Annotated in this window: 16 protein-coding genes; 11 read left to right on the top strand and 5 right to left on the bottom strand. The window is 71.2% G+C overall.

Features of this window, described 5'->3' with window-relative positions; all coding sequences use genetic code 11:
• Nucleotides 1-149: 149 nt before the first annotated feature.
• Complete coding sequence (lepB, locus tag ABD256_RS29515; RefSeq protein WP_344426138.1) at nt 150-923, top strand: signal peptidase I; 774 nt, start codon at nt 150-152, stop codon at nt 921-923.
• Here lepB and ABD256_RS29510 read toward each other — a convergent pair.
• Nucleotides 853-2,805: an ABC1 kinase family protein gene (locus ABD256_RS29510; protein WP_344426135.1), complete on the bottom strand. Its 1,953-nt coding sequence runs from the start codon at nt 2,803-2,805 to the stop codon at nt 853-855. The genes lepB and ABD256_RS29510 overlap by 71 nt on opposite strands.
• 202 nt (nt 2,806-3,007) lie before the next feature.
• Here ABD256_RS29510 and ABD256_RS29505 point away from each other — a divergent pair, with 202 nt between their 5' ends.
• From ABD256_RS29505 to ABD256_RS29495, 3 genes are all read left to right on the top strand, one after another.
• Complete coding sequence (locus tag ABD256_RS29505) at nt 3,008-3,547, top strand: snapalysin family zinc-dependent metalloprotease (protein ID WP_344426132.1); 540 nt, start codon at nt 3,008-3,010, stop codon at nt 3,545-3,547.
• 70 nt (nt 3,548-3,617) lie between these two features.
• Nucleotides 3,618-4,892, top strand: a complete 1,275-nt coding sequence (locus tag ABD256_RS29500) for a sensor histidine kinase (RefSeq protein WP_344426129.1) — start codon at nt 3,618-3,620, stop codon at nt 4,890-4,892.
• The gene (locus ABD256_RS29495) at nt 4,856-5,509 is read left to right on the top strand and encodes a response regulator transcription factor (RefSeq protein ID WP_344426127.1); all 654 of its coding nucleotides are present in this window, start codon (nt 4,856-4,858) and stop codon (nt 5,507-5,509) included. The genes ABD256_RS29500 and ABD256_RS29495 overlap by 37 nt, the downstream gene beginning before the upstream one ends.
• On the opposite strand, the gene ABD256_RS29490 is transcribed toward ABD256_RS29495, so the two are convergent.
• Together ABD256_RS29490 and ABD256_RS29485 are read right to left on the bottom strand one after the other, a co-directional pair.
• Nucleotides 5,493-7,214 (bottom strand): GGDEF domain-containing protein, encoded by a 1,722-nt coding sequence (locus ABD256_RS29490; protein ID WP_344426125.1) that lies wholly within the window; start codon nt 7,212-7,214, stop codon nt 5,493-5,495. The two genes, ABD256_RS29495 and ABD256_RS29490, sit on opposite strands and share 17 nt — an antisense overlap.
• Before the next feature lie 106 nt (nt 7,215-7,320).
• A complete protein-coding gene (locus tag ABD256_RS29485; protein WP_344426122.1) occupies nt 7,321-8,433 on the bottom strand; it encodes a lycopene cyclase family protein in 1,113 nt (370 codons plus the stop codon).
• A gap of 81 nt (nt 8,434-8,514) precedes the next feature.
• On the opposite strand from ABD256_RS29485, the gene ABD256_RS29480 reads away from it, so the two are divergent.
• The 6 genes from ABD256_RS29480 to ABD256_RS44510 all read left to right on the top strand — a co-directional run bounded on the left by ABD256_RS29480 (nt 8,515) and on the right by ABD256_RS44510 (nt 17,058).
• Nucleotides 8,515-10,086 (top strand): deoxyguanosinetriphosphate triphosphohydrolase family protein, encoded by a 1,572-nt coding sequence (locus tag ABD256_RS29480; protein WP_344426261.1) that lies wholly within the window; start codon nt 8,515-8,517, stop codon nt 10,084-10,086.
• Nucleotides 10,087-10,296: 210 nt separating this feature from the next.
• Nucleotides 10,297-13,119, top strand: a complete 2,823-nt coding sequence (locus ABD256_RS29475) for a S8 family serine peptidase (RefSeq protein ID WP_344426119.1) — start codon at nt 10,297-10,299, stop codon at nt 13,117-13,119.
• Between the two features lie 73 nt (nt 13,120-13,192).
• The gene (locus ABD256_RS29470) at nt 13,193-13,867 is read left to right on the top strand and encodes an acVLRF1 family peptidyl-tRNA hydrolase (protein WP_344426117.1); all 675 of its coding nucleotides are present in this window, start codon (nt 13,193-13,195) and stop codon (nt 13,865-13,867) included.
• A 14-nt stretch (nt 13,868-13,881) separates the two neighbouring features.
• Nucleotides 13,882-14,901 (top strand): pentapeptide repeat-containing protein, encoded by a 1,020-nt coding sequence (locus ABD256_RS29465; protein WP_344426114.1) that lies wholly within the window; start codon nt 13,882-13,884, stop codon nt 14,899-14,901.
• A gap of 138 nt (nt 14,902-15,039) precedes the next feature.
• Nucleotides 15,040-16,668 (top strand): ABC-F family ATP-binding cassette domain-containing protein, encoded by a 1,629-nt coding sequence (locus ABD256_RS29460; RefSeq protein WP_344426111.1) that lies wholly within the window; start codon nt 15,040-15,042, stop codon nt 16,666-16,668.
• A 180-nt stretch (nt 16,669-16,848) separates the two neighbouring features.
• On the top strand, nt 16,849-17,058 hold the full coding sequence (locus tag ABD256_RS44510; protein WP_110339417.1) for a helix-turn-helix domain-containing protein: 210 nt from the start codon (nt 16,849-16,851) through the stop codon (nt 17,056-17,058).
• Here ABD256_RS44510 and ABD256_RS29450 read toward each other — a convergent pair.
• Nucleotides 17,045-18,343, bottom strand: coding sequence for a glycosyltransferase 87 family protein (locus ABD256_RS29450; RefSeq protein WP_344426106.1), 1,299 nt, complete (start codon nt 18,341-18,343; stop codon nt 17,045-17,047). The genes ABD256_RS44510 and ABD256_RS29450 overlap by 14 nt on opposite strands.
• A gap of 156 nt (nt 18,344-18,499) precedes the next feature.
• Between ABD256_RS29450 and ABD256_RS29445 the strand changes: the two genes are divergently transcribed.
• Nucleotides 18,500-20,365 (top strand): ABC transporter ATP-binding protein, encoded by a 1,866-nt coding sequence (locus ABD256_RS29445; protein ID WP_344426103.1) that lies wholly within the window; start codon nt 18,500-18,502, stop codon nt 20,363-20,365.
• A 112-nt stretch (nt 20,366-20,477) separates the two neighbouring features.
• Here the strand turns inward: ABD256_RS29445 and ABD256_RS29440 are convergent, their stop codons facing one another.
• A complete protein-coding gene (locus ABD256_RS29440) occupies nt 20,478-21,206 on the bottom strand; it encodes an SIS domain-containing protein (RefSeq protein WP_425546539.1) in 729 nt (242 codons plus the stop codon).
• Between the last annotated feature and the right edge of the window lie 32 nt (nt 21,207-21,238).

The raw sequence follows: 21,238 nt of genomic DNA, 5'->3' as shown, positions 1-21,238 counted from the left end.
GCTTTTCTCGGTCGAATTGTGTATAACGACCTATACGGCATCGCTCTGGGGTATTCGTCCCGATCATGGCAGGATGAACCGCGCGGACCGAGGGGTCGGTCCGTCCACAATGGACGTAACGTCCGTGGCCGGGTGACGATGGGGCGAACGTGACCGAATCAGACTTTCCGCCACCACCTCCCTCGGTGCCGCGGCGCCGGTTCTCCCGCAGGCTCGCGCTGGCGCTCGTGCTGGCCGCGGCCGGGCTCGTGGTGGGGCTGGTCGGGGTGATCAAGGTCCTCGGCTACCGGACGTTCGACGACGACCGGACGGAGATGGCGGCGACCATGCCGGTCAGCGGCAAGGCGATCGTCTCGCCGGTATCGCCGACCGCGCTGCACCGGGGTGACATCATCGTCTTCGACATGTCGGCCTACCCCGGCGGCAAGAACAGCGGCTCGACGATGAAGCGGGTCATCGGCGTCGGCGGCGACACCGTGGCGTGCTGCGACGCGGGCACCCGGCTCACGGTCAACGGCGAGGCGGTCACCGAGGACTACATCCGCCCGGCGGGTTACGCGGACCGGGAGTTCTCGGTGAAGGTGCCCGATGGCACCGTTTTCGCCGCGGGCGACCAGCGCGACGACTCGCGAGACTCGCGGACGTACGTCACGGCGCCGGGCAGTGGCGGGATTCCACTCGACAAGGTCACCGGTGTCGTCGTCGGCGCCGGGAACATCTTCTCGGCCCAGGCGCTCGACCCGACGAGGGCGTTCACCGACGCCGGGCTTCCCGGTGTCCCCTTGCGCGACACCGGGTACCGCACCGGGAGCTGGTTCCTGATCGGCGGCCTCGCGGTGTTCGTCGTCGCGCTCATCGCCGCGATCGTCCTGCGCTCCACCGGAAGACGACGAACAGCAGGCGAAGACCCACCAGCGCGCTGATCACCAGCAGGTTGTAGCCGAACACCTGGTTGAGCGTCAGGTCGTCGGCGACGCGCGGCCCGCCGGTACTGGCCAGCAGCAGTACGGCCATCACACCGGTGGCCGCGCCGACGAACGCGAGCAGCACCTCGTGCACCAGCCCGGTGACCACGTCGCGGTCCCGTTCGTCGGCGAACAGGCGGACGTTGACCGACAGCCTGCCCTGTTCGAGCGCGCCGGTGATCCGGTCGACGCGGCGCGGGATCCGGCGCAGCACGGGCAGCAGGCTCAGCAGCTCCTCGGTGGCGGTGTCCCGCAGGGTCTCCGGGCGCAGGCGGGCGCCGATCTGCGCGTCGGCGAACGCGCGGGACTCCACGACGATGTTGAACCCCGGCGCCAGCAGCGCCAGCGTGCCTTCCACGGTGGCGAGCGCGCGGAAGACGGCCGCGATGGCGGGTGGAATGGCCAGCCCGAACTCGGCGACGATGCGGAACAGGTCGGTGAACATCTCCACGTCCGGCGCCTCCCCATGGTTGAAATGCTTCGCTACCAACGCACCCAGCGCGCGTTCGAGGCGCTGTTCGTCGATGTCGTCCGGCCGGTCCACGATTTCGAGCAGTCCGTCGCGCAAGGCCGCCGGGTCCGCGCGGTCGATCGCGAGCATCAGCCGCCGCAGCCCGCCGCGCAGCCCGGAGTCGAGCCTGCCCACCGAGCCGAAGTCGAGCAGGCCGAGCTTGCCGTTCGCCAGCAGCAGCACGTTCCCGGGGTGCGGATCGGCGTGGAAGACGCCGTGCAGCATCACCTGGCGCAGCAGGCAGTCGAGCAGCGAGCGGGCCAGCGCGGCCCGGTCGGCGTCGGGGATCCGGCCGCCGGAGGAGCCGAGCGGGGTGCCGTCGAGGCGGTCCATCACCAGCACCCGGTCCGTCGACAGCTTCGAATGGACCTTCGGCAGCGCGATGGCGTCCCCGGTGCAGGCGGCCCGGACGGCGTTGAGGTTGCGCGCCTCCACCCGGAAGTCGAGTTCCTCCGCCAGCGCGTCGGCGAAGCCCTCGGCGAGATCGACGACGCCGAGGGCCTGCGCCCATTTCGCCCGTCGCTGCAAGGATTCCGCGACCCGGCGCACGATGTCGAGATCGCGGTCCACCTTCTTCTCGATCCCGGGCCGCTGCACCTTGACGACGACGTCGGTGCCGGATTTGAGCCGTGCGCGGTAGACCTGCGCGATCGACGCGGCCGCGATCGGCTCCGGATCGAACTCGGCGAAGATCTCGTCGGGTGCGGCGCCGAGTTCCTCGCGGAGGAGGCGCTCGATCTCGTCGACCGGCGCGTGCGCGACCTGGTCCTGCAGCTTGCTGAGCTCGTCGATGAACACCGGCGGCAGCACGTCGGGTCGCGTCGAGAGCACCTGTCCGAGCTTGACGAACGTGACCCCGCCTTCTTCGAGCGCCTTGCGCAGTGAGCGCGCGAGCCTGGCGTGCCGCACGTCGCCGGTCGCGCGCCTGCCGGTGAGGTACGGGCCGAGACCGTGCCGGATCGCGATGCGCGTGATCTGCGAGTACCGGCGGGCGCGGGAGAACCGCCCCTTGAGCGCCCGCAGCCGCCCCAGCAGGCCGAGCCCGCCTCCGCTGGGCACCGCCATCTCGGCCACGAACAGGAACAGCAACGTGGTGAGGAAGGCGCATCCCGCGATCGGGATCACCAGGCCGGCGAACGTGCCGCGGGACCAGGCGCCGTGCACGGAGTAGAGCACCGAACCCGCCACCGCCCACCCGAAACCGGCGCCGACGAGGGTGCGGAGCGTGCCGATGCGGACGCCGAGCACGCGGCGCGAGGCGACCACGAGCGGCCACAGCATCAGCACGAAGAACGGCAGGCTCAGCAGGCCGAACAGCAGAGAGGTCATCACGTTCCGAACGGTCGCGGCGGGTGTCGGAACGGATCAAACCACGGTGGGTGCCGCACCGAGTCGTCCTCGCGGGTGGCGCTCCTCCCTCCGGAGGGGGAACGCAACCACTTCCTACTTTTGGACGTGGTTGGCAACTTTCCGACCCCTTAGCGTGACTTTCCGCAGCAGGACGACTTCTCCCAGCCGGAAAGGCAGACGCATGAGTGCTTCAACGGGCAGGCGGGCGGCGGCGGGCTTGGTGATCGCGGGTGCGGCACTGGCGGCGCAGCTGCTCGGTGGCGGGCCTGCGAACGCGGCGCCCACGGTGACCACCCTGCACTACGACTCCAGCGGCGCGCCGGACTACGTCGCGCAGATCGACCAGGGCGCGGAGAACTGGAACAACGCCGTGCAGAACGTGAAGCTCGAAAAGGGCGGCTCGGCGACGATCATCATCCACGAAACGCACGACGGAAAGGGTTCGTACACCCAGACCGACGGGCACGGCAACGGCGACATCTACATCGACTCGACGCAGGTCGACGAGGGCAACGACCCGACGAGGATCGCGGCGCACGAGATCGGGCACAACCTCGGGCTCCCCGATCACTACGAGGGCCCGTGCTCGGAGCTGATGTCGGGGCACGGCCCCGGCACCTCGTGCAAGAACGCGAAGCCGGACGCGAACGAGGCGGCCAAGGTCGAAGAGAACTTCGCGAACGGGCTCGTCACCGCGACGGCTCGGACGTTCCGGGACTGACCCCGGTGGACGCGCCTCCCTCCCGCGCCGGAGGGAGGCGCGCCGCCGTTTCGTCTGCGACGATTCCGGCATGGCGTTGCGGCGGGTGCTGGGCCCGGTGATGAGCCGGTCCACCTACCGCGGGTGGATCTACCTCGTGGTGGGCGGCGCGATGGTGGTGCCCTACCTGCTCCTGGTCGCGGTCGTGGTGCCGATGGTGATCCCGGTCGTGATGGCGACGCCGAAGGCGTTTGCGTTCGGGTGCGTGCTGGCGTTGCTCGTGCTCGCCGGCACGACCCTGCTGGCCCCGGTGCGGGTGCTGGAGGGCACCGCGGTGCGCGAGCTGCTCGGTGACCCGGTGCCCGACGCGGTGTTCGGGCCGGTGCACGACTGGCGGCAGCGCTGGCGAAGCGGCGCGATGGTCGTGGTGCACGTGCTGGTGGGCGGCGTGCTGAGCCTGATCAGCCTGCTGGTGCCGATCACGGTGGGGCTCTCGATCGCGGGGCCGTTCACCGGCAGGCTCGCGCTCGGCAGCGACACCTCCGGCCTCGTGGTGCCGAAGGGCTGGGCGGGGATCTGGGTGCCGCTGCTCGCGCTGCTGGGCGCGCTGGTGTTCCTGTACGTCGTCGCGGGATCGGTCCGGCTGCTGGCGATGACGGCGACGCGGTTGCTCGGCGCGTCGCCGAGCGAGCGGATCGCCCAGCTCGAACGGCGCACCGAGCGGCTGGCGGAGCGCAACCGGCTCGCGCGCGAGCTGCACGACTCCGTCGGGCACGCGCTGAGCGTCGTCACCATCCAGGCGGGCGCGGCGAGGCGGACGCTGCACCGCGACCCCGATTTCACCGAGCGCGCGCTGAGCGCGATCGAGGAGTCGGCACGCGCCGCGCTCGACGATCTCGACCACGTGCTCGGCCTGCTGCGCGAAGAGCCGTCGGGGAAGGCACCGCAGGCAAGCCTCGGTGAGCTGTCCGCGCTGCTTTCGGCGACCCGCCTCGCCGGGGTCGAGGTCGAGACCGAGGTGACCGGCGAACTCGCCGCGCTGCCGCCCGTGGTGTCCCGCGAGGCTTACCGGATCGTGCAGGAATGCCTGACGAACGTCGTGCGCCACGCCGGTAGGGTGCCGGTGACGCTGCGCGTGGCGGTGGGGGAGTCGCGTGTGGACCTGCTGGTCCGCAATCCGCTCGGGCACCAGGCGCCGGGAGAGCGGTGCGGCGGCGGAAGAGGGCTGCGGGGCATGGCGGAACGGGTCGACGTGCTGCGAGGCGAGCTGCACGCCGGTCGTGCGGGCGAACACTGGGAGGTCGGCGTGAAACTGCCGTGGGGTGCGGTATGGCCGGGGTGCTGCTCGTCGACGACGAGGAACTGATCAGGGCCGGGCTGCGCGCGATCCTCGACTCCGAGCCGGATATCGAGGTGGTCGGGGAAGCCGGTGACGGCGCGGAGGTCGCTGGCCTGGTCGCGAGGCTGCGCCCGGACGTGGTGCTGATGGACGTCCGGATGCCCAAAGTGGACGGTATCCGCGCGACGGCGCACTTACTGTCCACAATGGAGGACCCGCCGAAGGTGATCGTGGTGACCACGTTCGAGAACGACGACTACGTCTACGACGCGCTGCGGGCAGGCGCGAGCGGGTTCCTGCTCAAGCGCGCGCGGCCGGAGGAGATCGTCACCGCCGTCCGCACCGTGGTGGCGGGGGAGTCGCTGCTGTTCCCCGCCGCGATCCGCAGGCTGGCCGAATCACACCGGCCCGAGGAGAAGGGCCGCGACGCGCTGGCGAAGGCTTCGCTGACCGAGCGGGAGTCCGAGGTGCTCAGGCTGATGGCCGCCGGTCTGTCCAATGTGGAGATAGCGGGAAAGCTGTTCCTCGGCATTCAGACGGTGAAGACGCACGTGGGCAACGTGCTCGCGAAGCTCGGCGCGCGGGACAGGACGCAGGCGGTGATCAGGGCCTACGAGTCAGGGTTCATCACACCGGCCTGCTGAGCCGCTCCTCGCGCGGTACGGGCAGGGCGGTGCGGGTGCGCGTCAGCCCGCGAAGCACGTCGACGCGGTCGGAATCGGGCCTGCCGAGCACCCAGCTCGACCCGGCCACGCCCTTCGCGCGCTTCTTCAACGGCGCGAGCAGGCGGGACGCTTCGCGGTAGGACCCGAGCGCCGAGGTCGCGCACACCAGTGTCGCCAGCGAAACCGTCACCGCGATCCCTTCGGCGCTCCACGGGGTGTCGAGCAGCGCGGAGGCCACCGTGCTGATCTCGTCGACATCGCAGGCGATCAGGAAGTCGTCGCCGCCGACGTGGCTCACGGTCATCCTGGACAGCCGCGCCTCCAGGTCGGTGAGGGTGCGGCCGAGCGCGCGGATGAGATCGTCGCCGGCGGCGAACCCGGCGTTGTCGTTGACGGACTTGAACGAGTCGACGTCGAGCCACGCGGCCACGAACGGTTCGCGGCAGGCGATGCGGCGGTCGACGTCGCGCGCCACGGTTTCGCTGCCGGGGAGCCGGGTGAGCGGGCTGAGCGCGGCGGCGGCCTCGACCTTCGCCTCGGCGACACCGCGCACCACCTCGGTCACCAGCACGACGCCGAGGCAGCGGCCGTCCTCGCCGACCACCACGACGTCGTCGCCGGTGCGGCTCCAGTCGGCGTCGGTGACCAGTTCGAGGAATTCGAGCGCGCCGGCGTCGGTGTGGATCGTGTGCGGGCTGTCCGCGAGCCGGTCGGCCGACCGCTTGGCGTGCAGCGCGTGGCCGTACGGGCCGGTGACCGCGAGCAGGAACCGGGTCCGGTCGATCGACCACTGTGGACGGTTGTCCTCGTCGACCCCGACGATCCCGGACGGCCCGTCGGCGGCGGCGAGCACGGTGCGGACGTCCTCGCAGGTGGCCGTGTGCGGCAGGGTGCTGGCCTGGCGGAGGAAGTCGCCGACGCGCGGCGCGGCCCCGGCGCCGGAGCCGGTCCGGCGTTCGCCAGGGTCGAGCGTCGCGGCGGTGCGGACGCCGATCCACCGCGTGTCCTCGCCCGCCGCCGCGAACAGGTTGCCCTGCGCGATCCGGATGCCGAGATCTCGGACGACGTCGAGCTGTGCCTCGGTCTCGACACCGGTGGCCACGAGCCGCGCCTGCGTCCGCGAGGCGTAGTGCAGCAGCGCCTCGGCGACGGCGACGGCGCCGGGTTCGCTCGGCAGGCGGTGCAGGAGGCCGCGGTCCAGCTTGAGCACGTCGACCGGTGCGGTGGCGAGCAGGGTGAGCGGGAGATCGCTGCGGCCGAGCCCGTCGAGCGCGAGCCGGAAGCCGAGGTCACCGAGCCTGGTCATGCCGGAGAGCAGCTGCTCCGGCCAGGTGGTGGTGAACGGCGGGCCGAGTTCGAGCACCACCTCGCGCGGCCTGCGGCCGACCTTGGCCAGCGTGTCGAGCAGCGGGTCGAGCGCGTTTTCCGGCGCCGCCGCGGTCGCCGCGGTCAGGTTCAGGTGCAGGGGGAGCAGTGTCTGCTGCTCGGCCTCGTAGCGCACGGCGCTGGCCGCGAGCGCGACGTCGACCTCCACCAGCCGCCGTTCCCGGCGCGCGTGGTCGAGCAGTTCGTTCGCTGACCCCTTGCTCGGCCGCGCCAGCGCTTCGAGCGCGACGACACCGCCGGTGTGCAAGCTGTACAACGGCTGGAAGGCGAACCGGACGACACTCGGAGAGGCACCCACGCACAGATAGTCGCCGGAGCACCCGGAATTCGATACGCATGTCGGCAACTGTTCATCGCGATGGCACCCGGTGTGCCCGTATTGGCGTAACGCTGGCGCCGGGTTCTCACAGAGCGAGACGGGCGCGTAGCCGCCATGGCGCAGTCCGGAACAGGTTCGCCATGGCCGAGGTGGTGCCCGCGATGTCCGTTCTGCCCGACGTGTAGGCGCGTTGCAGGTCGTCCGGGAGCGCGAAGAAGAGGTCGAAGAACGCGGGCAGGGCGTCGGCGGGCATCGACCGCAGCGCGTGCAGGCCCTTCCGGCGGAGCTGGTGGACGGCGAGCGCGGAGGCGGGCCAGACCGCGTGCCGCGCCGCGCGCAGCGCCCGGCCGGGGCCGCCGGGGAGCCCGTCGGCGAGTGCGGCGGCGACCGCCGGAGCGAGCGCGAGCGAGGTCGCGATGCTGTACCCGGTCGCGGGGTGCACGAACCCGCCTGCCGCGCCGAAGCCGAGTGCGCTGCCCCGCACCGGTGGCGGGGTGTCGAGTGCTATTCGCACGCGTTCGCGGCGGCGCGGCTCGGTGACGCCGGCCCGTGCGAGCCTGGCGCGCAGCCGGTCCGCGAGGTGGTCGAGGGGCAGTCCCGGCTTGCGCGCCAGCGACGTTTCTTCCACCAGGACGCGGTCGTGGCCGAGCGGGATCGAGTACAGGAACGTGGCGGAGTCCCGCCAGTCCATGAAGACCGCGGTGGAAGCGTCCGCGGCGGGAGCCACCTCGGCCGCCTCCGCGGTGGAAAGCGTTACCCCGTAAGCAGTTTGCTCCGCACGCGGGCCGCGGTGCGGGCGGCTCCCGCTCGCGTCGATCACGACCGCCGCGGCGACACGGGATCCGCCGTCGAGCACGGCGGTGCTGCCGTGTCCACCTTGGACGGTCGAGTCGAGCTTCCCCTGCCGCACCTCCACCCGCTCGTCGGTGAGCCAGTGCCGTAGTCGGGTGTTGTCCAGCACCAGGTACTCGCGGCCGAGCACATGCCCCGTCCGTCCGAACGCGACGGTCGTGGCCGGTGCCGCCGCGATCGCGGCGGCGGGGAGCGAGGGCAGTTCGTCGCGCCAGAGCGCGTAGGTCGCCGTCCAGTGCCGCGCCGGCGCCGGGTCGACGAGCAGCGTGTGCAGCCCTTCGCGCGCGCACGCCGCCGCCACCGCCCAGCCCGCGGGACCGGCGCCCGCCACGAGTACGTCCACCACGGCACCGATCACACCACATCACCGGTGCCGCCGTGCTGTGCCGATCGGACGGTGGTGGATACGGTGGTGCGCATGCGACCGATGGACGAACCGGACCCGAGGGCGGCACGACGGGACAGCGAGGCCGGTGGCGGCGCCGGGCCCGCCACCGCGGACCTGGCGGTGAGCCCGTTCCGCGCGGACCGCGACCGGATCGTCAGCTCGCCGTTCTTCGCCAGGCTCGGCGGGGTCACGCAGGTGGTCAGCGCGGGCGGCTCCGGACTGCTGCACAACCGGCTCACGCACAGCCTCAAGGTCGCGACCGTCGCCCGCTCGATCGCCGAACGGCTGCTCGCCTCGCCCGACGCCGCGGATCTCGCGCGCAAGCTCGGCGGCCTCGATCCCGACGTCGCCGAGGCGGCGGCCCTCGCGCACGATCTCGGCCACCCGCCGTTCGGGCACCTCGGCGAGGGCGTGCTCGACCGCGTCGCGCGCCATCGGTTCAACCTCGCCGACGGGTTCGAGGGCAACGCGCAGACGTTCCGGATCCTGACCACCACCGACGTGCGGGGCCCGTCCGCGGTGGGGCTCGATCTCACCGCGGCGGTGCGCGCGGCGGTGCTGAAGTACCCGTGGTCCCGGCTGCACCGGCCGCGGCCGCACCCGTCGGAGATGCCCGTCCCGCCGCGCGGCGCGGCCGAACCGGGCGACGCGCCGGGCACCGGGTCGAGCAAGTTCTGCGCCTACAGCACCGAATGGGACGATTTCGAGCAGGCGAGGGCGCCGTTCGCGGGGCGCGTCGAACCGTGGCAGCAGACGGTGGAAGCGTCCGTGATGGACACCGCCGACGACATCGCCTACGCGATCCACGACCTGCAGGACTTCCACCGGATCGGCGTGCTGCAGCACGCCGAGGTCGCCGCCGAGCTCGGCGGCTGGACGGCGAACGCGCTCGAACTGGCCGGGCTCGACCCGGCGACGCTCGATTCCGAGGCTCGCCGTCCCGGCCGGTCGCTGGAGCGGATGCGACGGCGACTGCACGCCAAGGATTCGTGGATCGTCGACGACGACGCGTTCGCGCTCGCCGTGGCCAGGGTGCGCACCGAGCTGGTGGACGATCTGCTCTCCGGCGCGTTCGACGGGTCGATCGAGGCGGAACAGGCCCTCGCGGCGTTCTCCGCCCGCTGGACCGCCCGCCTGGTCGACGGCGTGCTGCTGACCCCGTCGCCGCCGACGCGGACCGGGCACCTGACCCTGCGCGCCGCGCAGTGGCACGAGGTGCAGGTCCTGAAGTTCGTGCACCGGCGGTTCGTGCTGCTGCGCCCTGATCTCGCGTTGCACCAGCGCGGCCAGGCGAGCCTGGTGTCCACCCTCGTCGACGCGCTGGACGCGTGGCTCGTCGACCGCGACGAGGCGTACCGGCTGCCCCGCCGCCTGCGCGATCTCGTCGAACTGGCGCGAACGGAGTACGCCGCGATCGCCCGTGCGGAGCCCGAACTCTTGGTCGGCGCCACCGGTGAGCCGGTGCGGGGCACCGACGCGGTGTACGAACTCGCGCGCGGGCGCGCGGTCATCGACTTCGTGTCCTCGTTGACGGACAAGCAGGCAGTGTCCCTGTTGGACGCTCTGTCGGGCAGGGCCTCCCAGCCCTGGTCCGAGTCGTTCGTGCTGTGATACGGGAATTCGGCCGGTGGCGACCTTCGCGCTCCGTGATCGGAAAATCCCGTTCGTGGATCACTCGAAAGGCTGATGTGTGCCATTGCGGTGAGTACTTAGCTTGATTCAACCGGTGATCGCCGGTGCTGGTCAGCGTGAGTCGGGGCACGCGCCGACAACTCGGAGGCGCAAGTGCGTCGAGCTCAGTCACGAAGAGGCAGAAGAGCGGTGCTGGCCGCGGGCGCGGTGGGTCTCGCCGCCGCGCTGGGGCTGGCGGTCCCCGCGACCGCCGGTGCCGCGGCCGGCACCGGCCCCGCCGGAATTCCCGCCAGTACCGCGGCGCAGATCGCCGCGCTGCAGGCGCTCAAGAAGACCGAAACCAAGGCAGAGTCCAAAGTAGACAGCAAGCTGCTCGTGGAGCGGAAGCTGCGCGCCGGGCGGGCCACCGCGTCGGCGGTGCCGAACCTGCGGACCGGGGTCGCCGTTTCCCGCGGCGGCACCGTGCTCGTCGACATCAGGGTCGACAAGGTCGGTGACGACCTGCTCGCCTCGCTCAAGACCGCGGGCGGCGCGGTGCGCGCGATCTCGGCCAAGGAAGCCAGTGTGCGGGCGGAACTGCCGCTCGACCGGGTGAGCGCGCTGGCCGAACGGGGTGACGTTCGCCGGATCGAGGTGGCGGACCAGGCGATGACGGCCCGCGAGCTGGAGGCGCCGGTGGCGCCGAGCCAGGCGATGAACACGAACGCGCCCACCGCCGTCAAGGAGTCCAAAGAGGACAAAGCGGCGCGGATCGGCGCGGCGGTGAAGAACGCGGTGGGGGCCGCCACCATCACCAGCGAGGGTGACCGCGCGCACAACGCGGACACCGCGCGCCAGCAGTTCGGCGTGACGGGGGTCGGCACGAAGGTGTGCGCGCTGTCCGACGGCGTCGACTCGATCGCCGCGTCCAAGGCCAAGGGCGAACTGCCCGCCGACGTCGACGTGCCTGCCGGTCAGGAAGGCGACGGGGACGAGGGCACCGCGATGCTCGAGATCCTGCACGACGTCGCGCCCGGCGCCAAGCTCGGTTTCGCCACGGCGTTCAACTCGGACGCGAGCTTCGCCGACAACATCAGGGCGCTGCGGTTCCAGTCGCACTGCGACGTGCTCGTCGACGACGTCATCTACTTCAAGGAATCGCCGTTCCAGGACTGGATCATCGCGCAGGCGGTCAACGACGTCACCGCGGACGGCGCGCTGTACTTCTCCTCGGCGGGCAACGAGGGCAGCGTCCGCGACGGCACCGCGGCGCACTGGGAAGGTGACTTCCTCGATTCCGGGCTGACCGCCGGCAAGTTCCAAGGCAGCGCGCACAACTTCGCCGGGACGGCCGGTGTCCAGGTCTACGAACCGGTCTCGAAGGCCTCGTCGGCCGGCATCCCGGTGAACCTGTTCTGGTCGGACCCGCTCGGCGCGTCCGCCAACGACTACGACCTCTACCTGTTCGACCAGGCCGGCAACGTGGTCAGCCTCAGCCAGGACAACCAGACCGGCACGCAGGACCCGTACGAGCGGCTGGACACTCCCGGCGGCGGCGGGACGGGCCTGCGGATCGCGGTCGTGAAGTACTCCGGCGAGAACCGGTACCTCTCCCTGTCCGCGCTGCGCGGGCGGTTCTCCGACTCCACCGACGGGCTCAAGGCGTACAACACCCCAGGGGTGACCCTCGGCCACAGTGCGGCACGGCAGGCGTTCAGCGTCGCGGCGACCCCCGCGGCGAAGGCGTTCGGCAGGCCACTCGAACCGGGCGACCCGGCGAACCCGGTGGGGCCGTTCCCCGGCACGTTCAGCGAGGCGTCGAAGGTCGAACGGTTCTCGTCCGACGGTCCGCGCCGCATGTTCTACGAGGCGAACGGCACGCCGATCACCCCGGGGAACGTGTCGTCGACCGGTGGCGAGGTGCGCGCCAAGCCGGAGATCACCGCGGCCGACGGCGTGCGCACGAGCGTGTCGGGATTCGACCCGTTCTTCGGCACCTCGGCGGCCGCCCCGCACGCGGCGGCCATCGCGGCCCTCGTGCTGTCCGGCAATCCCGGTATCCGCGGGTCCGAGGTGCGGGACGCGCTCGTCTCCACCGCGGTGGACATCGAGGCACCGGGCCGGGACGGGGTGAGCGGCGCCGGGGTGATCCTCGCCGACCGCGTGCTCGCCTACACCGGCGCGAGCCCGCAGCCGCTCGCCGTCGCGCGGCAGCCGATCGTCACGTCCTCGAACGGTGGTGCCTACCTGCGGCCGGGCGACACCGCGAAGGTGGCGTTGCCGGTGGTCAACGACGGCGACGGTGCCGCCGTGTCCACCAACGTGGTGCTGACCAGCACCACGCCGGGTGTGACGATCGCGCCGAGGGCGAAGTCGTACGGCACGATCAGCCCGCACCAGACCGGGGTCAACGACTTCACGGTGACGGTGCCGGCTTCGCAGCCGCTCGGCAGCACCGTGGTGCTCGCCGCGAGGGTGACCTTCGCCGGGTCGCTTTCGCCGACCACGCAGCAGTTCGCGCTGAGCGTCGGGCAGCCGTCGCCGGAGACCCGCACGTTCGCCTACGCCGGCGCGCCGGTGGCGATCCCGGACAGCGATCCGTCGGGCGCCAGCGTCCCGATCCAGGTGTCCGGGATCGGGCGCGCGGCGAAGCTGTCCGTCTCGATCGACGGGACGGCGTGCACCACGGACGCGGGCGCGACGACGGTGGGCATCGACCACTCGTACGTCAACGACCTGACCGCGACCCTCACCGCACCCGACGGCTCGAAGGCGATCCTGCTGCAGCGCAACGGCGGATCGGGCAACAACCTGTGCAAGGTCGTCTTCGCCGACGACGCCGCCAGCGCGTTCGCCACGGTGACGGCGGCGAACGCGCCGTACACCGGGACGTGGCAGCCGCGGAACCCGCTTTCCGCGGTGCGCGCGAACGCCGTGGACGGCACCTGGACCTTCTCCGCGATCGACGGGGTCGCGGGCGATGCCGGGTCCATCCGTGCGGTTTCCTTGCACATCAACGGTTTCGTCCAGTAGGGAAGCTGAACGGTATGGGCGCTCACGGGTTTTCCCGTGGGCGCCCGTGCCGTGCACGAAGTACGGTGAGCCGGTGAACAGGACGCGTCAGGTCGCCGGTGGCGGTCGCGCGGTCGAAGTGCCGCCGGAGCGCCTCGACGGCTGGTTCGCCCGGTTCGCCGACCGCCACGACGGGATCGCGCGCACCTGCCTCGGCACGGACGAGATCGTCGTCCTCGCGGGGAACGGGACCGCGGCGACCGCGGCCGTCCCGTTTCCGCCACTGGACGTCCCCGAAATCCCCGATGTGGCAGGGCTCGCGATCGAGGCGCTCGTCGTGCACGCGACCGCGCCGCGTCGCATCGGGCTGCTTCTGGTGCGCCTCGGCGGGCACAGCGTCGGCGTCGCGCAGGGCGGCAGGGTCGTGGTGTCCCGGACCGCGCGGCACCTGGTGCACGGCCGTTCCGCGGCGGGCGGGTGGTCGCAGCAGCGGTTCGCGCGGCGCCGGGAAGGGCAGGCGCGGCACGCGGTGCGCGCGGCCGCGGCCGACGCCGCCGAGGTGCTCGCGGCACGGCTGCCCGAGCTCGACGCGGTGGTGCTCGGCGGCGACCGCGCCGCGCTCGACGAGGTGCGGCGGGATCGCCGTCTCGCCGGGATCTTCGCGCTGGCGCGATCGCGCGTGCTCGACATCCCGGAGCCGCGGCGGACCGTGCTCGACGAGGCCGCCCGGCGGGCCACGGCGGTGGAGATCGTCGTCCGCGGCGCGTGAGAGGATCGCGCACCGTGAAACGGTCGACCTTCTGGCGCCTCATCGCGGGTGGCGTCGTGTTCGTGGCGCTGGCGATCGTCTGCCTGACCCTGGCGCCGGGGTGGTTCCACCCGCCGCTCACCGAAGCGGACCTTCGCGGGGTCGGCGGCGCGGAAACCCGGATCCAGCTCCAGCAGGCGCAGGCCCAGCTCCAGAACAACGTCCGCGGCACGGTACTGCAGGCGATCGCGGGTGTGCTCGTCATCGCGGGTGCCGCGGCGACCTGGCGGCAGGTGCAGGTCAACCGCGAGGGGCAGCTCACCGAACGGTTTACGCGCGCGGTCGACCACGTCGGCAGCGACAACCGCGATGTCCGCATCGGCGGGATGTACGCGCTGGAGCGGGTCGCGCGCAACTCGCCCGACGACCGCGACACGATCCAGTTCCTCCTCGCCACCTTCGTGCGCACCCACGCGCCGTGGGCGGTCGGCGCGCCGGACGGACCGGAGCACCCCACCGCGACGGTGGACGAAAGCGTGCCGTGGCTCCAGGTCAGGGCGCCGGACATCCAGGCGGCGCTGGACATCCTCGGCCGGGTGCCCTGTTCGAAGCACCGGCCGAGGCTCTATCTGTCCCGAGTGGACCTGAGGAGCCTGCAACTGCACAACGCGCGCCTCGTCGACACCCAGCTCCGGCACGCCAACCTCGCGCGGGCGTGGCTGCGCGGGGTGCGGATGGACCGGAGCGATCTCAAAGGGACCGATCTGCGCAGGGCGAACCTCGAGGCCGCGGTGTTCGCGAGCGCGAACCTCGGCGGGGTCCAGCTCGCGGGCGCGAGGGCGCGCCGGGCCGATTTCAGGGGCGCCGATCTCACCGGTGCCGATCTCGGCGGCGCCGACGTCTGCGGGGCGGACTTCCGCGGCGCGAACCTGACCAGGACCGCGCTGGCCGGTGCGGTCGCGGACGCGGCGACGAGGTGGCCGGACGGGTTCGATCCCGGCCGCCTGACCAGCACCGGGAGCGAGGCCGCGGGTGAGAAGCCCCACGCGCCGTAAATTCGGTGGACCACCGTCCGTATACTCGGTGCCGTGGGTTTTCAGGAGATCATGAGGGAATAGCTCCGGCCCGGGTCACCCCCGGTCCGTCGAAGCTGTCCCGGCACCCACCCCTTTCGCAGTCCACAGGAGACTCCCTTGATCACGGCCACGGGCCTTGAGCTGCGCGCTGGTTCGCGCATTCTGCTCTCCGGCACCACACTCCGCATCCAGCAGGGCGACCGCATCGGCCTCGTCGGTCGCAACGGCGCGGGCAAGACGACCTCGCTCAAGGTGCTCGCCGGTGAGGGCGAGCCCCACTCCGGCGAGGTCAAGCAGGCCAGCGACATCGGCTACCTTCCGCAGGATCCCCGCGAAGGCGACCTGTCGGTGACCGCGAAGGACAGGGTGCTGTCCGCGCGCGGTCTCGACGCCCTGTTGCGGGACATGGAAAAGCAGCAGATGGCGATGGCGGAGCTCGCCGACGACGCGGCCCGCGACAAGGCCATCAACCGCTACAGCAGGCTCGAGGAGCGGTTCGCGTCGCTCGGCGGGTACGCCGCCGAAAGCGAGGCGGCCCGCATCTGCTCCAACCTCGGTCTCGCCGACCGGGTGCTGGCGCAGACCCTGAAGACGCTGTCGGGCGGTCAGCGCCGTCGCGTCGAGCTGGCGCGGATCCTGTTCGCCGCGGCCGAAGCGGGCGCGGGCGGCAAGTCCGAGACGATCCTGCTGCTCGACGAGCCGACCAACCACCTCGACGCCGACTCGATCACCTGGCTGCGCGGGTTCCTCAAATCGCACGAGGGCGGTCTCGTGGTGATCAGCCACGACGTCGACCTGCTCGCCGACGTGGTCAACAAGGTGTGGTTCCTCGACGCCACCCGTGGCGAACTCGACCACTACAACATGACCTGGCAGCGCTACCTCGACGCGCGCGCGACCGACGAGAAGCGCCGCCGCCGTGAGCGCGCGAACGCCGAAAAGAAGGCGTCGGCGCTCCAGCAGCAGGCGGCGAAACTCGGTGCGAAGGCCACGAAAGCCGTTGCCGCCAAGAACATGGCGCGCCGCGCGGAGCAGATGCTCGCGAACCTGGACGACACGAGGCAGGCGGACCGGGTCGCGCGGATCAAGTTCCCCGAGCCCGCGCCGTGCGGGCGGACCCCGCTCACCGCCGAAGGACTGTCGAAGTCGTACGGGTCATTGGAAATCTTCACCGGTGTGGATCTCGCGATCGACCGCGGTTCCAAGGTCGTCGTTCTCGGCTTGAACGGTGCGGGTAAAACGACCCTGTTGCGATTGCTGGGCGGTATGGAAAAGGCCGATACCGGATCGACGGTGCCCGGCCACGGATTGCGACTCGGCTACTACGCACAGGAACACGAGACGCTCGATCATGACGCGAGCGTGTGGGAGAACATCCGTCATCTCGCACCGGACACCGGCGCACAGGAACTGCGGAACCTGCTCGGTTCGTTCCTGTTCACCGGCGAGCAGCTCGACCAGCCTGCCGGGACTCTCTCAGGTGGCGAGAAGACGCGTCTCGCGTTGGCGGGGCTGGTCTCCAGCGCCGCGAACGTGCTGCTGCTCGACGAACCGACGAACAACCTGGATCCGGCGAGCCGCGCGCAGGTGCTCGATGCGCTGCGCAGCTTCACCGGCGCGGTCGTGCTCGTCACGCACGATCCCGGTGCGGTGGAGGCACTGGAGCCGGAGCGCGTGATCCTGCTGCCGGACGGTACCGAGGACCATTGGTCGGCCGATTACTTGGAACTCGTGCAGTTGGCCTAAACCACACGGGCAGTTCCGGTGCTTGGTTGACCGTGAACAAACACTGGAATGGCCCAACATGATCGCAGTTTTGTCAGCTTTTTCGCTCCTCGTCTGGCATTCCGGCGCGCAGTGTTCGATCATTGCGGCAGTAGGGGCCGGAAGTGGCCCAGGACACTCTCGGGCGGAAGGCGGACGGACGTGGCGGACCTGAAGAAGGGCGCGCGGATCACCGGAAACACGCGTGACAAGCTTGCCGCTGATCTGAAGAAGAAATACGAGAAGGGGGCGAGCATTCGTTCGCTCGCGGAGTCCACCGGACGCTCGTACGGTTTTGTGCACCGCGTGCTTTCCGAATCGGGTGTGCAGCTTCGTGGTCGCGGCGGCGCCACTCGCGTCAAGAAGAAGTAACCGCGGACGGCTTCGCGCGCTCGTACTGGCGGAACACCAATAGCACGCCCAGCAGTGCGACCGGGTACACGAGGTAGCCGAATCTGGTCGCGGGCGCGAGCACGGTCTGCGCGCACAGCCCGACGGCGGTGCGGAGCACCGCGTCGGAGCCGGTGACGGGCGGGCGGAGCAGTACCCAGGCGCCGATCCCGATGGCGGCCACGCCGAGCAGGGCGAAGGCCGCGATCTTGCCCGCCGAGCCGAGCCCGGCGATCAGGTAGCCCGGGAACGGGCTCGCGGCGGGGGAGACCACCACGCCGGACCCGGTCGGGAAGCGGATCACGTGTTCGAGGAACGCGCCGGGGTCGGCGAGGAACACGGGCAGGTTCAGCACCACGCACAGGCCGATCGCCATCGCGGCGAACCGGCCGAACGCCCGCCTGCCCAGGTGCGCGAACACGAACACCGCCAGCACGACGACAGCGGCGGCGACGATCAGCTTCGCGCTCACCACCGCGCCTGCCAGCACACCGGACAGCACCGGCCTGCGCACCGCGGCCAGCGCCAGTGCGAGCACGAAGAGACCGAGGATCGCCAGGTCGGGGCCCGAGGTGGACCAGATCAGCGTGGTCAGCGGGAACACGGCGGTGAGCTGGGCCGCGGCCACGGTGATCCGCGGCCGCCCCAGCAGCCGCCACGCGCCCCACAGGCACAGGCACGCGCACAGCGCGAACATGAGGCGCGCGTCGGTGAGCGCGTCACCGACCGGGGTGCCCCCGAACAACGCCCTCGGGAGCCCGAAAACGGTCATCACGGGCCCGTAGGGGGTGTAGTCGTTGACCTCCGGCGGCCTGTTGAGCGAGAGCACGTCGACGTAGGGCGTGCCGTGGTCGAGCAGCAGGCTCGCGGAGCGCTCGATGACCCACACCTCGGGCTGTGCCGCCCATGACCACGGCGTGATGAGCCAGTCGACACCGGTCAGCCGCCGGATCACGAGCACCACGACGGGCACCAGCATCGCGAGGACGACGGCGATCACGACCGGCGTCCAGCGGGACGCGAGCGGGCGCGGCAGCGCGAGGCGGTAGCGCGCCGCGACGAGCCCGGCGATCGTCAGCACGAGGCCGAGTCCGTAGCCTGCCGCGGCGAAGCCGCCCCACACGCGGAACCCGTAGAACTCGTTGGTGAGCGCGGTGATCAGCGCGTAGCCGAGCGCGAACAGGTAGAACACCGCGTCGACGGTCCGCGGCGGCAGCCGGAAGCGGGCCGGGCGGCGGGTTTCGTCGAGTGTGGTCTCCCCGGTCACCACCGAAGGGTAACGAGCGGTCGCCGCCGGCTTGCTCGCGCGCCGGGAAGAAGTTCGGTGGAGGGGGAAGATTAACTTGAGTCCACACGTTAACCTGGTCATATGCAAGGCAAACCTCGATTATTGTCGAGGTTTGCTCGGAACTGGAGGGGCGAAGTGGACAACACCTGGTCACTGATGAACTCGGCGATGAACTCGGCGGACGCGCCGAAGGGGCTGGCGAAGGGGACGGTGCGGCGCGTCGCCCGGTTCGCGCGGCCGTACTGGCGGAGTCTGGCGATCTTCCTCGCCCTCACGGTGTTCTCGGCGGTACTCGCCGTCAGCACCCCGTTGCTCGCGGGGAAGGTCGTGGACATCATCGTCGGCGGGCACGAGGTGAGCATCGTCGTGTGGCTGGCCGTCGCGATCGCCGCGATCGCCATCGCGGACGCGGGCTTCGGGCTCGCCGAACGCTGGCAGTCCGCGCGGATCGGCGAGGGGCTGATCTTCGACCTGCGGCGCGCGGTGTTCGAGCACGTCCAGCGCATGCCGGTCGCGTTCTTCACCAGGACCCGCACCGGCGCGCTGGTCAGCAGGCTCAACAACGACGTGATCGGCGCGCAGCGCACCTTCACCGCGACCCTGTCCGGCCTGGTCACCAACATGATCCAGCTCGCGCTGTCGCTGATCGTGATGATGACGCTGTCCTGGCAGGTCACCCTGCTCGCGCTGGTGCTGCTGCCGGTGTTCGTGCTGCCCGCGCGGCGCATGGGCAAGCGGATGGCGGACCTGCAGCGCGAGTCGGCCGGCCTCAACGCGGGGATGACCACCCAGATGACCGAGCGGTTCTCCGCGCCGGGTGCCACGCTGGTGAAGCTCTTCGGCAGGCCGCACGACGAAGCGCGCGACTTCGGCAGGCGCGCCGGGCGGGTGCGGGACATCGGGGTGCGGACCGCGATGCTCACGCGCTGGTTCATGACGAGCCTGACGCTGGTTTCCGCGCTCGCGCAGGCGCTCGTGTACGGCCTCGGCGGCTGGCTCGCGCTGACCGGGCGGATCGAACCCGGCACGGTGGTCGCGCTCGCGCTGCTGCTCACGCGCCTCTACACCCCGCTCACCGCGCTGGCGAACGTGCGCGTCGACGTGATGACCGCGCTGGTCTCGTTCGAGCGGGTCTTCGAGGTGCTCGACCTGGAGCCGATGATCACCGAGCGGCCAGACCCGAAGCCGTTGCCGGCAGGGCCGGTGTCGGTGGAGTTCGACGACGTCCGGTTCGGCTACCCCGCCGCGGACCGGTTCTCGCTCGCCTCGCTCGAAGATGTGGCTACATTGGACACGCGAGGTGGCGAAGAAGTCTTGCACGGCATCAGTTTCCGTGCGGAGCCAGGCCAGTTGATCGCACTCGTCGGATCGTCGGGCGCGGGGAAGTCGACGATCGCCTCGCTGTTGCCTCGGCTGTACGACGTGGACTCCGGTACCGTCCGGATGTCCGATGTGGACGTACGGGATCTCGGTTTCGGCGACATCCGCGACGCGGTCGGCGTGGTCACCCAGGACGGGCACCTGTTCCACGACACGATCAGGGCGAACCTCGCCTACGTGCGCCCGGAGGTCACCGAGGACGAGATCTGGGCGGCACTGCGCGACGCCAGGCTGGAGGACCTGATCCGCAGCCTGCCCGACGGGCTCGACACCATGGTGGGCGAGCGGGGTTACCGGCTCTCCGGCGGAGAACGCCAGCGGCTGACCATCGCGCGCCTGCTGATCGCCCAGCCGCGCGTGATCGTGCTGGACGAGGCGACCGCGCACCTCGACTCCGAATCGGAGGTCGCGGTGGGGGAGGCGCTCACGCACGCGCTGTCCGGCCGCACCGCGCTGGTGATCGCGCACCGGCTCTCCACGGTCCGCGCCGCCGATCAGATCCTGGTCGTGGAGGCGGGCACGGTCGTCGAACGCGGCACCCACGAGGAACTGCTCGCGGCGGACGGCCGCTACGCCGACCTCTACCACACCCAGTTCGCCGCCGAACCCGCCGCCGCCTAGGGCCTTCAGGGGATCGACGGCACCTCGGTTCTGGTGCGATGGGTGGCGCAAGCGTGGAGCCGCGCGGGGGCTGGTCCCTGAAGGTCGCCTTCAGAGCATGGGCGGGGCTGCCTCAGGCCAGCGCGGGGACCCGCGGCAGGTAGGCCGAAAACAGTGAAGCGTTGGCTTCATCGCCACCGTCCACGTTGGAGCTTCGCCACAGCGGCACGCTGACCCCGTCGGCTTCGGCGCGCGAAAGGACGGTCGCCAGCACTTTGCTCCACAGGAAGGCGTTGACCACAGTGGACAGCGCGGCGGTACGGGGGTTCTCGGCGGGGAAGCTGGCGTCGCCAGGCCGGATTCCGGTGTCGAGCACGACCGTGGCCTCCTCGACCAGTGTGCTGTTCCCGCGCCGGGGTGCCGCCGCGACCGAAGCGCGGGAGGACACCGCGATCACCGGGGTGCCCGCCGCCCGCGCGGTCGAGGCCAGTTCGACCGGGTACGGGTTCACCCCGGAAGTCGAGAAGACCACCAGCAGGTCCGACGGGCCGGGCGGGGACTTCGCGAGCACCTCCGCGGCGAGCCCTGACCTGCGCTCGGCCACCGTGCTGGCCTGCGCGCCGTGCAGCGGGAGCAGATCGGGGTGGTACAGCGGATACACGCAGGCGAGCCCGCCCGCCCGGTAGAAGGTCTCCGCGACGGCGGCCAGCGAATGCCCGGCCCCACCGGTGTAGACCAGCGAATCGGAGCGGATGCAGCCGAGCACCAGTCGTGCCGCTTCCTCGATCTGCTCGGCGTTTTCGGCCGCGACGCGCTTCAGTGCGTCGCCGGCCAGCGTGTCGAACTCGGTGGCGCTCACCACATGCCCCCATCCTTGCCGGTACCCGGTGTCGA

Source organism: Amycolatopsis minnesotensis (genome assembly GCF_039529815.1).
In the GTDB taxonomy this organism is placed as follows: Bacteria; Actinomycetota; Actinomycetes; order Mycobacteriales; family Pseudonocardiaceae; genus Amycolatopsis; species Amycolatopsis minnesotensis.
The sequence above is the reverse complement of the archived record's forward strand: the minus strand, read 5'-3'. Positions and strand labels throughout refer to the sequence as shown.

What these genes read in the sequence shown, in the direction of transcription:
- ABD256_RS29510 (WP_344426135.1), bottom strand. Translation starts at nt 2,805, where the DNA reads ATGACCTCTCTGCTGTTCGGCCTGCTGAGCCTGCCGTTCTTCGTGCTG.
- ABD256_RS29505 (WP_344426132.1), top strand. Translation starts at nt 3,008, where the DNA reads ATGAGTGCTTCAACGGGCAGGCGGGCGGCGGCGGGCTTGGTGATCGCG.
- ABD256_RS29500 (WP_344426129.1), top strand. Translation starts at nt 3,618, where the DNA reads ATGGCGTTGCGGCGGGTGCTGGGCCCGGTGATGAGCCGGTCCACCTAC.
- ABD256_RS29495 (WP_344426127.1), top strand. Translation starts at nt 4,856, where the DNA reads ATGGCCGGGGTGCTGCTCGTCGACGACGAGGAACTGATCAGGGCCGGG.
- ABD256_RS29480 (WP_344426261.1), top strand. Translation starts at nt 8,515, where the DNA reads ATGGACGAACCGGACCCGAGGGCGGCACGACGGGACAGCGAGGCCGGT.